At 61.5% G+C, this 13,299-nt stretch carries 11 protein-coding genes; 5 read left to right on the top strand and 6 right to left on the bottom strand.

All coding sequences use genetic code 11. The features are described 5' to 3' along the window. Positions 1 to 11: 11 nt before the first annotated feature. From CI601_RS07660 to CI601_RS07645, 4 genes are all read left to right on the top strand, one after another. A complete protein-coding gene (locus CI601_RS07660) occupies positions 12 to 1,091 on the top strand; it encodes an NUDIX domain-containing protein (RefSeq protein ID WP_183129811.1) in 1,080 nt (359 codons plus the stop codon). Positions 1,092 to 1,104: 13 nt separating this feature from the next. After that, on the top strand, positions 1,105 to 1,800 hold the full coding sequence (locus CI601_RS07655) for a hypothetical protein (protein ID WP_024626983.1): 696 nt from the start codon (positions 1,105 to 1,107) through the stop codon (positions 1,798 to 1,800). A gap of 247 nt (positions 1,801 to 2,047) precedes the next feature. Continuing rightward, positions 2,048 to 2,686, top strand: coding sequence for a uracil phosphoribosyltransferase (upp, locus tag CI601_RS07650; RefSeq protein ID WP_015022561.1), 639 nt, complete (start codon positions 2,048 to 2,050; stop codon positions 2,684 to 2,686). A 291-nt stretch (positions 2,687 to 2,977) separates the two neighbouring features. Further along, complete coding sequence (locus tag CI601_RS07645) at positions 2,978 to 5,050, top strand: FtsX-like permease family protein (RefSeq protein ID WP_121914960.1); 2,073 nt, start codon at positions 2,978 to 2,980, stop codon at positions 5,048 to 5,050. Here the strand turns inward: CI601_RS07645 and CI601_RS07640 are convergent. Beyond that, complete coding sequence (locus tag CI601_RS07640; protein WP_183129810.1) at positions 5,019 to 6,101, bottom strand: glycerophosphodiester phosphodiesterase family protein; 1,083 nt, start codon at positions 6,099 to 6,101, stop codon at positions 5,019 to 5,021. The genes CI601_RS07645 and CI601_RS07640 overlap by 32 nt on opposite strands. A 182-nt stretch (positions 6,102 to 6,283) precedes the next feature. Between CI601_RS07640 and CI601_RS07635 the strand changes: the two genes are divergently transcribed. After that, positions 6,284 to 7,144 (top strand): aldo/keto reductase, encoded by an 861-nt coding sequence (locus CI601_RS07635; RefSeq protein ID WP_121914958.1) that lies wholly within the window; start codon positions 6,284 to 6,286, stop codon positions 7,142 to 7,144. A 50-nt stretch (positions 7,145 to 7,194) separates the two neighbouring features. Here the strand turns inward: CI601_RS07635 and CI601_RS07630 are convergent, their stop codons facing one another. The 5 genes from CI601_RS07630 to dnaB all read right to left on the bottom strand — a co-directional run bounded on the left by CI601_RS07630 (position 7,195) and on the right by dnaB (position 13,158). Continuing rightward, a complete protein-coding gene (locus tag CI601_RS07630) occupies positions 7,195 to 8,904 on the bottom strand; it encodes an AarF/ABC1/UbiB kinase family protein (RefSeq protein ID WP_121914957.1) in 1,710 nt (569 codons plus the stop codon). Positions 8,905 to 8,996: 92 nt separating this feature from the next. After that, complete coding sequence (locus CI601_RS07625) at positions 8,997 to 9,377, bottom strand: phasin family protein (RefSeq protein WP_024626988.1); 381 nt, start codon at positions 9,375 to 9,377, stop codon at positions 8,997 to 8,999. A gap of 217 nt (positions 9,378 to 9,594) precedes the next feature. After that, positions 9,595 to 10,395: a type 1 glutamine amidotransferase gene (locus CI601_RS07620; RefSeq protein ID WP_121914956.1), complete on the bottom strand. Its 801-nt coding sequence runs from the start codon at positions 10,393 to 10,395 to the stop codon at positions 9,595 to 9,597. A 26-nt stretch (positions 10,396 to 10,421) separates the two neighbouring features. Continuing rightward, entirely contained in the window at positions 10,422 to 11,813 is a 1,392-nt protein-coding gene (locus CI601_RS07615) for a Mur ligase family protein (RefSeq protein ID WP_121914955.1), read from the bottom strand. A 4-nt stretch (positions 11,814 to 11,817) separates the two neighbouring features. After that, positions 11,818 to 13,158, bottom strand: a complete 1,341-nt coding sequence (gene dnaB / locus CI601_RS07610) for a replicative DNA helicase (RefSeq protein WP_121915062.1) — start codon at positions 13,156 to 13,158, stop codon at positions 11,818 to 11,820. Between the last annotated feature and the right edge of the window lie 141 nt (positions 13,159 to 13,299).

Here is a 13,299-nt window from a genome sequence, read left to right as displayed (position 1 = left end):
GGCACCCGGCCATGAGCAGGACGGTCGAGGCAGCCGGAGCCATCCTCTACCGGTGGCGCACAAGCTTCCAGGGATGGATGAAATTCAGCGACGACGGCCGGGCGGCCCCGGGAGCCAGCCCACGCTCCGACCTTGACGAGCTGGAGCTCTGTCTGGTCCATCGCCCCAAGTACGACGACTGGAGCTGGCCCAAGGGCAAGCTGGAGAATCGTGAGACCCACATGCGGGCAGCCGTGCGCGAGGTGGGCGAGGAGACAGGCTGTCTTGTCCGGCTGGGGCCATACCTGGGAGATGCCGAATATCCCCTGAACAACGAGGGCCGACGCCGGGGCGGCAAGGGCGGCAGGCTCAAACATATCTGTTACTGGATGGCCACGCTGACCGACTCGGAACACGCCTCCGGTCAGAGCGCACTGCTGGGGCCCATCCACCGGCCTGATTCCAGGGAAGTCGACCAGATACGATGGGTCGGAGCCTCCGAAGCCCGCAAACTATTGACCCACCCCAGCGACAGAACCATACTGGATGCCTTCGTGGTTCGGGTGGAGCAGGGCGGCATCCGGGCTCGTCAGTTGATCATCGTCCGCCACGGTAAGGCAGTGGCACGCAAGGAGTGGACAGGCAAGGACGCGAATCGTCCTCTGACCCCCAGGGGCGCCGGCACCTCCTACGCCCTGGCTCGGGAGCTGGCCTGCTTCGCGCCCGACCACCTCCTGTCCTCCCCCTGGATCCGCTGTGTGCAGACGTTGCGACCCTACGCCGACGAGGTAGGCCTGCCCATGGAGATGGTGGCCTGCCTGACGGAGTCCTCCTACCATCGCCGCCCCCAACAGGCCCACAGCTGGTTGGACAGGCAGATGGCCGACCTGCTGACAGGAAACCGAACCACGATGATCTGCATGCATCGCCCGGTTCTGGGCGGCATCTTCGAAAAGCTGCGCGGGCTGTGCTCCAGCGGATCGCTGTCCAAACGGCTGCCTGACGACTCCCCCTTCATGCCCACCGGCAACGCCGTCGTCCTCAGTCTGACCGGCGACCCCAATCATCCGACCATCATCGACATACAGAAGGTGACTCCCATTGTCTACTGACAGCAACTCCAGAATCGGCTCATCCTCAATCCGATCCTCCCGCACGGGATTCGTGGCGTCCGGCACCGGAGCATCCCGACCCTCACGCCCAGGCCAGCTGGATCCGGCCATCGCCGACCAGCTCTCCGGAGGCATGGACCCGCAGCAGATCAGCGAGATGAGCCACGTTTCGGCCGCCTCCCTGCTGGACCGGGTCCACCACAGCGCCGACCCCGTCATCGTAAAACGGGTTCTGACCCTGGTGGACCGCGAGGGCGTGGATGTCGTGGCCGAGCTCTGGAGCGATAGCGACCCCGACTCCCTGCCCGGCATCCTATGGCGGCTCTACATGCTTCGCAGCTGGATGCGTAAGGACGCTGATGGAATCAGTCGGCTGTGGCGGCTGGGCGAACCCACCGACACCGCTGCATCAGCCATAGCCGGCGTCGACCAAGCCCCAGAGGCCGACGACATCATTCGAACCGCCGACTCCATCCTCTCCGGAGCCTTCACCGGCGACTTCGCCATAGCCCTGGAACGGGCCGGAGCCTTCTGCGACGTGATCGCCCGCGGCATCAAGACCACCATCCGGGATGCCCAGAGCCGGCAGCTGGACGGTCAGGAGGCCAAGGAGGTGGACGCAGCACAGCGCACCGTCAACTCCCTCAATCAGACGGCCCGTGACTTCATGCGGGGCGCATCACTCTGGCGGCGAGGACGGCTGGAGTAGAACCCGCCACCCTTTCAAGCCGGAAGCGTAAGCGCGCCGTGAGCACAATCAAGACCCGGCATGCCCTACAATGGGGACTGCGCCGGACCATGGCTAAGCCCCGGGCTCCGTTTGTTGCCGCTGCGAGCGGCGTTTGCGCCGACAGGCGCTTGCATGGTTCGGCGTTTTCATTTCCATTCCCAAATCAAAGACAGCATGGCTTGCCGGTCGCTACCAGAAGCCGACCCGCTGAGCTACGCTGAGAGGTATGGAACTTCACGTACTGGAACACCCGCTGATCGAGCACAAGCTGACCGTACTGCGGGACAAAAACACTCCTTCCAACACCTTCCGCGAGCTGATCAGCGAACTGGTCATGCTTGAGGCTTACGAGGCAACCCGCAATCTGGACATCGAGGATCACCCCATCGAGACCCCGGTTGCTCCCATGGTGGGCAAGAAGCTCTGCTCCCCGCGCCCCATGGTGGTTCCCATCCTGCGCGCCGGACTGGGCATGCTTGACGGCATGACCCGGCTGCTGCCCACGGCCGAAGTCGGATTCCTTGGTCTCAAGCGCGACGAGAACACCCTGGACATCATCACCTACGCCAACCGCCTGCCGGAGGATCTCTCCGGCCGTCAGTGCTTCCTGCTGGATCCCATGCTGGCCACCGGCGGTACCCTGATCGCCGCCACCAAATACCTGGCCGAGCGCGGCGCCAAGGACGTGACCTCCATCAACATTCTGGCCGCTCCCGAGGGCCTGAACCGCCTCAAGGAGGAGATGGACCCCTCCATCAACCTCAAGGTGGTGGTCTGCGCAGTCGATCAGAAGCTGAACGAGCACGCCTACATCGTGCCAGGCCTGGGCGATGCCGGCGACCGCCTTTACGGCGTCATCGACTGAGCCACTAAATTGACAGGGGCACAAACCCCAAATCTGCCGAGGATCCGAACTTTGCACAGTTCGGGTCCTTTTTTCAATCGCTTTCTGTGACAGCCCTTGCTAATGGCACTTGGCAGGGCGACCATTCCGTCCGTGCTCTTCCTGCCCTCTCGTACCCTACGCCAAGCACACAATCGCTCATTGCCACCCTGGTTCTCCCCTGGTCTGACCCTGAAAACACCCTGAGTGGGCTATCTCCCGGTGTTGCAATAAGAACAGCGGCAGCATTCAAGGGCGAGAAAGGAGCACGCTATGGAGGGCAATTCCCTTTCCCTAGGTGGATCACTGGCAGAAACCGGGACCTCAGGACCGATGGGTGGGGGCGGCTCGCAAACCGCAGATCGAACCAAGGCACGCACTCCTGGTCTGGCCTCCCTAGTGCGATCCTTTCTGCATGAGCATCGGTCCTCCTACACGGTCATGGTCCTGGCGGTCATCGCCGCTTCGGTCCTTACCAGCGCCTGGGCCCAGGTAGCCATTGCCGCTCGGAAGGGCGACGGGATGCCAGATACACGCGCAATGAATTCCTATGACCGCGCTATGACCCTGTCTTTACGAGACAGCGCTACACAAATATCCATAATGTACGCCTGCATATGCGGATTCGTCTCCATCTTCCTCGTCATCACTTCTGTAGGGTTCCTGATCGAGCGCCGTCGTCGCGAGTATGCCATGATGCGGCTTTCAGGCGCCTCTCCCAGGACGGTTAGATTCATCTCCTTGTTGGAATTCATGATTCCTGTAGGTTTGGCCGCCCTCTTGGGCAGTTCGGCGGGATGCCTGCTGGTACCCGCATTTGCCAAGTCCCTGATCAACTCAGGTCTTGAAGCCTTGGAAATGACCGCACATCCCCACCTCATGGGAATTATCTTCGCCTTCGCTGGGATACTCCTGGCAGGCCTCTTAGGAACCTGGTTCGCCGCCAGAAGGATTACCGCCATCTCTCCCATCGAGGCTTTGCAGGACTCAGAAAATCGGTCGGGAACCAAATCAATTGGCCCTCTTCGCCTGATAATCGCCCTGGCTGGCCTGGCTGGAGGACTGGCCATGGTCTATCACCGCTTCAATGGCATGGACATTGAAATCCAGATCCTGGCCACGACCGGCTGTCTGCTGGTCATCATCGGTGCCCTGGCTCCTGTCCTGGTTCCGGCGTGCGCCAACCTGATCGGCATCCCCTTCCAACTGGCTTTCCGAGGTGCAGGTCTCCTGGCGCGGCAAAGGGCGCGGAAGGAAAATCGGAGCTCCACCGCCATCGCGGTGCCGATCATACTGATGCTGGTCATCGTGACCGGATTGATAGCCCTAGGAAGGTCCAGCTGGGCGCAATTATCCCTCAGCCGAAACAAGCCGGTTGCTGCCGAAGTCATGGTCACAACAGATACCAAAGACACCAGGGATTTGGACCGGCAACTTCGCTCGTCCGCAGATGTAGGATCCGCCGTCACCTACAGCAAAGAATCTTGGAGAAGAGCAGGTAACACAGACAGCAAAAGCGATGCACCTTTCATAAGCGCCATGCACATCAACAAAAGCGGTAAGGCGCTTGACACGATCAGTCCTGCTTTCATCACAGGCTCGGCTGCAGACCTGGGACCAGGTAAGGTCGCCGTCATATCGAAAGGCCACGGTCAGGAAAAGAATCCCCTCGGACGCACGCTGACCTTAATCGACAAAAACGAAAAGCGTCACACGCTGACCATCACCGCCATTGTTGACATGACACCGACAGGTCAGACAGGCGACTACCTGATCATGGATGACAGCCTGTCGCAACTGGCTCCCGACAACAGTGGGTTGACCACCCTGGTCAGAACCGCTCCCCGAGTCCAGACAAACGATTTGATCAGTAAGCTCAACGCTTCATGGGACAGCAAGGGCATCAAGGCCTGCACCAAGAAGGAGTACATTCGTTCCGACATCCAAAGGTCACAGAAAGTGCAGCGAGCCATGCCCCAGATGGCGAGCGGGGCCATCGTCCTGACGGCCATATTTCTGATCCAGGCATGCGCCATCGCAGTCAATGAGCGTCGCCAGGAGAATCGTAGAATGCAGGCTGCCGGTGTTTCACGTGGAACTCTGGTCTGCTCTTCGATTTGGGAGTCAGTAATCGATGCTCTTTCGGCCATCCTTCTTTCAGCCCTGGCCATGGCGGGGGTGCTGGCCGTCATCTTCCACCAGTTGTCCGACCAGATAGACATGAGCGTTGTGCCTCTCCCCTACGGCTACTTCCTGATCACGGCCCTCTGGGCGATAGGCCTGGCCGCTGCGGCCTCAGGCCTGTATAGCTGGTTCAGTTCTCGGGCAGATACGACTCGAAGATGATGCCGTCGAAGTCGGGGCTGGCAGCCTCTTGCGCGCGCTCGGAGCGGACGGTCCAGGCGATAGGCGTTCCACCTAGGAACCGGTACAAACGCATGGGCAGTGAGTGCCCACTGTGCCACTCGCAGGCCACGAAGTCCGGCCGCCCCAGCCAATTGAAGAGAAGGGAACCGGCCATCCAGCGCAGAGCCGAGGAGCAGGAATCCACCCGACCGTGGTAGGGAGCGACCAATTGCCCCCTGGTGATGCCAGGGTGGTGAACCCGATACCAGGCAAGGGCCAGGACGTTGAAGGATTCAATCACATAGGGGCCCTGGTACCTGGACAGGAGGGCATCGGTCCGGCGCATAAGCTCCCGATCCAGGCCCCGGTCCATCTTGATTTCGACGACCAGAGGCACCCGGCCATCCACCAGAGCGAGCACCTCGGACAGCAGAGGCACATGCTGCACTTCTGGATCGTCAACGTCCCCGTCCTCGCCCTCCGTTTCGGGATCACCGTCGTGGTCGGCAGAGTCATGAATCTCTTTGCCCGACTCAAAAGCCTGGACAGGGCTTGGGCACAGGGGAATCCTCTGCAGCTGATCGTAGGTCAAATCAGCCACCGCTCGATTGACGCCCGCCACCCGCTGCAGGTCTCCATCGTGGATGACCACCACCTGACCGTCCCGGCTGAGATGGACATCCAGCTCGATCCCGTAACCGGCCCTGCAGGCCGCCTCGAAGGCAGCCAGCGAATTTTCGGGCGCCACCAACCGGTGGGATTTGGCCGGAACGGAGGCGTGCCTACCCAAAGGTCTGTCGGGCATAATCTTCAGACAGTCATGGATACGGTGCAGGTAGGCGGTCTGACCAGGGTTGGGATTGGTCGTCTCCATCCCCGAGCCAGCGTCGTGCAAACCCCTGTGCGCATAGGGGTGCAAGGACAGGCCTACAGGCTTTCTTCGGCCCGCAACCACCGAAAGGCCGGGAGCCAGAGCCCAGCTCCAGGCCCCCAAAACCCCCAATCCCAGACCCAGTGCGACCTTGCCGGCCAATCGTGCCTTGGACCCCATCATCGCCTCCAGCCATCAGCTACTTCACTGTCCACGCTAGCATCGCAGGGGATCGAACGCGCTTTGCTGGCTTGACTTCAAGCTGCTTCAAGTTCCTATCCTTGAATCGGCAGATCGTAGAGGCATGCTTTGCCCCTCAGCCAGCCCAATCAAGCAATCTGTCAAGAAAGAAGCAAGAAACCATGCAGAATGATTCTTCCACCACTGTCCCGTCCGTCAAGCTCAACAACGGCGTCCTCATGCCCATGGAAGGCTTCGGCGTCTACCAAATCGCCGACCTGGACGAGTGCCGCCGCTCAGTCCTGGATGCCTTGGAGACCGGGTACCGGGCCATCGATACGGCCCAGGCCTATGGAAACGAGCAAGCCGTTGGAGATGCCCTGGCCCAGAGCGGCCTCGACCGCGACCAGGTCTTCCTGACCACCAAGGTCTGGATCACCAACTACGGATACGACAAGACCAAGGCCTCGGTCGAGGAGTCCATGAAGAAGCTTGGCACGGACCACCTGGACCTGGTCCTCCTCCACCAGCCCTTCAACGACTACTACGCAGCCTGGCACGCCCTTGAGGACCTTTATGACCAGGGGGTCCTGCGGGCCATCGGCGTCTCGAACTTCTATGCCGACCGCTATGTGGACCTGGTCAAGTTCAACAGAATCGTCCCTGCCGTCAACCAGCTGGAGACCCACGTCTTCCACCAGCGCCCCCAGGAACGCACCTACATGGACAAGTACGGCACCCGGATCGAATCCTGGGGACCCTTCGCTGAGGGACGTCAGGGCATGTTCACCAATCCGACCCTGACCGAAATCGGGCAAGCGCACGGCCGGACCGCAGCCCAGGTGGCACTGCGCTTCCTGGTTCAGGACGGGGTCATCATCATCCCCAAGACCACCCACCGCGAGCGCATGCGCGAGAACCTCGACATCTGGGACTTCCAGCTAACCGACCAGGAGATGGACCGGCTGCGTGCCATGGACACCGGCAAATCCGCCTTCATGAACCACGAATCCCCTGAAACCGTAGAGGACTTCGCCGGCTGATTCAGCATCAGACAGTATCTATATCCATATAGGATGAACGGGCTCTCAGCCTAGGCTTCGCCGTTGCGTCGCCGACGCTTGAGGGCCCGGTGCTTGATCAGGATGTCCAGGACTATCCAGACCGAAAGAACGAAAGCCACCACATAGCCCAGCATGCTGACCACCGGGATGCCGAAGACCACCGGCTTGATGCGGGCAAAGTAGACGATCGAAGAGCCCACATAGAGGCCAACGACAATGAGGGCCATGGTCAGCCTGTTGACCATGTCGGACAGCTGCTGCAGAGGCTCCTCGGAACCCACTAGCTGCACATTGGCGCGCAACTGGCCCCGGGTCAGCATCTTGGTTGCGGTCTGGGACTCAGCCAGGGCACCCAAAAGCCCATGCAGGGCCAGGTCACCCTGGATGCCCAGCTTCCGGGTCTCCTCCTTGAGGATGGATCCTGTGCCCTGGCTATAAACGACATGATCGGTGATGATCTGCACGATATTGGCCTCGGGCAGGAACTCGTCCAGGAGCCCTTCAAGAGTGACCAGGCAGCGTGCCACCATGGTGACCGACCCCGGCACCTTGATGCCATGCCGGGCGGCCAGCTTCATAACGGCGTTGACATATTCGGCGATGTCCAGATCGGCCAGATCCAGCTTGCCGAATCGCTGGACGACCGCATCCAGGTCGGCCAGGAGATACGGGTAGTCCTCGGCCCTGGCCTCTCCCGTACCGGCGAAGCGAAGCAGTCCCTGGGCCAGGGCCGGTGAATCCTCGCGGCCTACTGCAAAAATCATGTCCTTCAAAGCCGATTTGGTCACCTTGTCCAGGCGGCCGACCATCCCAAGGTCGATCAGCACTATGCAACCATCACGGATGATGATGTTGCCGGGGTGTGGATCGGCGTGGAAGAAGCCCCGGTCCATGATCTGGGTGGCATAGTTGTCGACCAGCTTGGTGCCGATCTCCTTCAGATCATAGCCCTGGGCCACCAGCTGTGCAGGCCGTGAGAGGGATATCCCGTCGATGTACTCCATCACCACCACATGCCTGGTGCAAAGCTCGGGATAGGGCTTCGGGCAGTCGATGTAGGCGTAAGCGTCGCAGAAATCCTTGAATTCAGCCAGATTCGCGGCCTCCTGCTGGAAGTCGACCTCGGACTGGAAGGTCTCCCAGAGTTCCTCGACCACCCCACGGATGTCAATCACCTGGGTGCTGCGGACGAACCGGGAGGCCCACTTGACCATGCTGCGCAGAATGTCAATGTCCTGGGCCATGGTCTCTTGGATCCCTGGGCGCTGAACCTTGACGGCCACATCCTCACCGCTGACCAGGCGGGCCCGATGCACTTGCGCCAGGGAGGCTGACCCAAGAGGAACAGGGTCTATGGAGGAGAAAATCTGGTCGAGCGGACGGCCATACTCGGCGGCCAGGGTTCCGGTCACCACAGAATAAGGGATGGGATCCGCGTCGGCGCGCAGCTTTGAGAGCTCACGGCAGAAGGCCTCCGGCAGAATTTCCGAACGCATGGAGAGAATCTGGCCCACTTTGACGAAAGTGGGCCCAAGCGCCTCGAACATGCGGCGCATGGTGACCGGGGTCAGGCCGTGGATGATGTCGAACCGGTTGACGATGCGGATCATCTCGGCCAGTCGGCGAGCCCTCCCACGCCTGTGACGAATCCTTCCTGCTGCCCCTTGCCGCTCTCCCGTGCCGACTCCGAAGAGGCCAATGGTCTGTACCGGGGCATCATGTCCGTTCATGGCATCCATACTCACCACTCACCTGTGTCCTTTATCCGCATGGCCGACCAGCGGCAGACATTCCGGCGCAAACGACCGACGCTGACAGTAATTGACTGCTTTCAGCCCTGCTGACCTGCGATGGGATCATTGGAAGTGATGGGGATGGACCCGGACCGACGATCCGGCATTGGCGCCAGAGGCTCATGGTCGGGACGGCGGGGAGCAGGAGCAACATGAGTCGCAGACCTGGGCGCGCCAGCAGCCGGGGCCTGAGCAGCAGGTGCATTGTCAGCAGGAGCAGGTGCGGGTGCTGGAGCGGGACGGTTTTGCTTGTTGCGCTTGAGCTCAGTATTAAGAATCTTCCCTTGCTCGACCGTCAGCTCGCCCTTCTTGACCAGGTTGTCAATGACCTCCTGGCCCTTCTCCACGCCTGTGGCCAGCGCTCCGATGCCAGCCAGAAGCACCTTGTGCAATCCATCACCAATATGCAAATCCGACATGATATGCCTCCCAGCATTCATACGCCCTTGAAGTACCGGGCCCTTTAGACCGCCAAGAGACGAGCGGCCGTCTCTGTTTACAGTCTAGCTGGTTATCATTGACCAATCCGATTCGACACCGTGGCAAGAGGAACCGCAACATCTTTCCCCTGGCATTACCCTACGATCACTCATCAAAATCTGTGCAGGACCCGCAGACGGAACCTAAGGTTCCTCTTCATCTGGGCCTGGAGGCAGCGATACGGCTGGCCTGATCAGCCAGGGAATCCAGACGCTCCAGTTCGCTCCGGCTCTTCTCGTCCATGGCAGTCTTCATCTGGGCGAAGGTGTCCTGGCCGTACCGCCTGTCGGCTGCACCCTCGATAAGGAAATCCGTAATGGCCGGGTTCTTCGGCAGCAGCGACCCATGCATGTAGGTGCCGATGACCTTCTTCCATCGGGCACCCTCCGTGTGGTCCCTGCCGTTGTTGCCGCGGCCATCCTCGGTCACCATGCCCAGTGGATGGGCCCCCTCCCCCAGGTAGGTCAGGCCAGAGTGGTTTTCATAACCGACCACCCTGCCGAAGTCCTCTGCCTGTTCCACCAGATTGCCGATCATCCGCTCGGGCTTGGCAATGGTATGCACGTCAAGGATGCCGACCCCCTCCAGGCGCTCATGGTCGGAGGTCTCAAAATAATGTCCGAAGAGCTGATAGAGCCCGCAGATCATCAGCATGGGCACATCCTGGCCGGCCAGATCACGCAGAAGTCCGCTCCGCTCCCGCAGGTCGTCGATGATCCGTTCCTGGCCATGGTCCTGACCGCCGCCGCCCAGAATCATATCGATCCGCTCCGGCCAGGCATCGCCAGGGTCGTAATAGCGGACCATGGGACGGAATCCGTACAGTTCAGCCCGGCGGGTCACGCTGAGAATGTTGCCCGAATCCCCATAGATGTTCATGTCACGGTGGTAGAGGGAGAGGATCTGCAGCGGCGGATGGTCTCCCACGGCCTTGGCCTTATCCTGCGTCTGCGGCATTCCTTCGCTCCTCTTGATTTGCTCGCTCATGCGCCCACCCCGGCATCGTCCACGCTCGTGATCCTGCCGAGGGCGGACCGGAGCCGGAGCATGGATGTGTAAGTGCAGTAGATTCGCTTGGGTCGGCCGGGATGCACCTCAAGGAAGGATGTCAGCGCCCGATCCAGGTCGGTCTCGATCGCCTCCGTGGGCACCTGGTCATAGGCCAGGCGCAGGGCCATGTCATAGGCCCGGGTGCCGGATACCATGGCCACGCCGGCATCTCTGAGCGAGGTGAAGTCCACATCCCAGAGCCAGCTCATGTCGCGCCCGTCCGCATACTCGTCGCGGATGGCGATCATGGTGTCCTGGCCGGCAGAGTCGAAGGAGGTCAGGGCCAGTCGGAAGCCCATGGGGTTCTTGACCAGGACCAGCTCAACCGGCGCGCCCTGGTAGGTAATAACCTCCCCGCGGCCGAAGGCGGGGGTCACCTTGGACAGGGCATCCATAAGCGCTGCATCATCAGGTTCCCTATCCTCCAAGACGACCCTCACCAGCGCCAGGGCGGCGGCCGCATTGTAGAGGTTGTAGACGCCCTCCAGACGCAGATCGGTCTCCAAAAGCCGACCGTCTAGGCGGAAGGCGGCCCTGTGGTCCATGACCCGTTCCAGGGTCACCTCGGCTGGCAGCCGGTGACCTGGGCGAACCGGGCGGGAAGTGCTGGCCGTAGCGGCACCATCGGCATCCTGATCCGAGGCATGCATGTCGTCATCGGTGGGGAAATAGGTCAGCAGATCGTCTGACAGCCCGAAGTAGGCCACACCGGTCTGGGCCGGAGTCTGGGCGGCCAGGCTGGCGATGCGCGGATCCTCACGGTTGAGGACCACTGTGCCCCTGGTGGCCCGGGCCACCTGACCCAGCAGCCGGGCAGTAGTATCGATTTCCCCAAACCGGTCCAGCTGGTCACGCATGACATTGAGCAGGAGGGCGTAGCGGGGTTTGACCTGTCGCACGAAGTGGACCGCATAGGCCTCGTCCAGCTCCAGGACGGCAATATCGGCATTCAGCCGACCGGACAGCCCCAGCGTAGAGACCAAGGCCGAGACCACGCCGCGGGTGAAGTTGGACCCGGTTGGATTGGTGAAGACCTTGAGGCCCAGGGACTCCAGCATGGAGGCCACCATCCGGGTGGTGGTGGTCTTGCCGTTGGTCCCTGAGACCAGAACCACTCCACGGGGCAGTCCCGATAGGGTCCTGGCCAGGAAGCCCGGATCGATCCGCTCCACCACCTTGCCGGGCAGGGCCGAACCGCCGTGATGGGATAGACGCGAAACGAGGCGCACCGCTTTGCCGACCAGAAGGGCCAGGAGGGAGCGCCACGGCCGACGAGGACGACCAGGCTGATCGGCAGGCTGCGCCTTGGAATCCGTGGAATGCATGATCTCAGACCCCTCCCTGCTGGTAGTCCTGGGGCATGTCCTTGAACTTGGACTTCTCGCCCAGGAAGGCCAGCTTGAAGGTGTCGGTGGGGCCGTTGCGGTGCTTGGCCAGGATGATATCGGCCTCCCCCGGGCGGTCCTCCTTATCGTAGAAGTCCGGCCGGTGGACCAGGAAGACCACGTCGGCATCCTGCTCGATGGATCCCGACTCACGCAGGTCGGAGAGCATGGGCTTCTTGTCGTTGCGCATCTCGGGACCGCGGTTGAGCTGGCTCAGCGCCACCACCGGGACCTCCAGTTCCTTGGCCAGCAGCTTCAGGGCGCGCGAGAAGTCGGAGACCTCCTGCTGACGGGACTCCACCCGCTTGCCCGAGGTCATCAGCTGCAGGTAGTCGATGACCACCAGCTTCAGGTCGTTGGTCTGCTTGAGCCGACGGCACTTGGCCCGGATCTCCATCAGACTCATGTTGGGCGAATCGTCCAGGAAGAGCGGGGCGTCCTGGAGTCTGCTCCAGAAGGTGTTCAGGGTGTTCCAGCGCTCAGGGGTAATGTCGTCCGCCCGGCGCAGGGCCACCAGGGGGATGTCAGTCTCGGCCGAGATGATGCGCTGGGCCAGCTCGTTCTTGCTCATCTCCAGGGAGAAGACCACCGTGGTCATGTTGTTGTGGAGGGCCGCGGCACGGGCGAAATCGATGCCCAGGGTGGACTTGCCCATGGCGGGGCGGCCGGCCACCACAATCATCTGCCCGGGCTGCAGGCCCTGGGTCACGTCGTCGATGCTCTTGAAGCCGGTGGGCACGCCCCGCTCCATGTCGCCGTTCTGCAACTTGTCCAACTGGTCCAGGGTGTCATGGACGACCGGCCCGATGGCCTCGTAATCCTGACGGACCCTGCCCACGCTCATCTCGTAGACCTCGGCCTGGGCCAGGTTGACGATGTCCTCGGCCTGGGAGCCCTCGGCCGAGTAGCCCAGCTGGGCGATCTTGGTGCCGGCAGCGATCACATTGCGCAGGATGGCCCGCTGGTGGACGATTTCCGCATAGTAGGTGGCGTTGGCGGCTGTCGGGACTGAGGCCACCAAGGAGTGCAGATAGTCAGTGCCGCCCACCTTCTCCAAGTCGCCGGACTTGAGCAGCTCGTTGGCCACCAGAACCGCATCCACCGGCTGGGAGGCCGAAAAGAGGGTGACGATGGCCTCGTAGATGGTCTGGTGCTTGGGCTGGTAGAAGTCGGATATGTCGATCATCTGGCTGACTTCACCGATGGCATCCTTGCTCATGAGCATGCCGCCCAGGACGGCCATCTCCGCATCGTCGTCATGCGGGGGCACCCGGTCGAAGAGCATGTCACGGCCGGTCTGTGCATGATCGGTGGGATGCTGTTCGGGATGGGTGTAGTCGGTGTAGTCGTCGGAAGCCATAGCCACGATTCTACGAAGAAGACCGTCCTTAACAGCCCTCAGAGGAGGATTTCACCCAAGGCATTC

This window comes from Bifidobacterium sp. wkB344 (genome assembly GCF_003688305.1).
Classification (GTDB): domain Bacteria; phylum Actinomycetota; class Actinomycetes; order Actinomycetales; family Bifidobacteriaceae; genus Bombiscardovia; species Bombiscardovia mizhiensis.
Note: the sequence above shows the minus strand (reverse complement) of the source record. Positions and strands in the feature narration are given on the sequence as shown.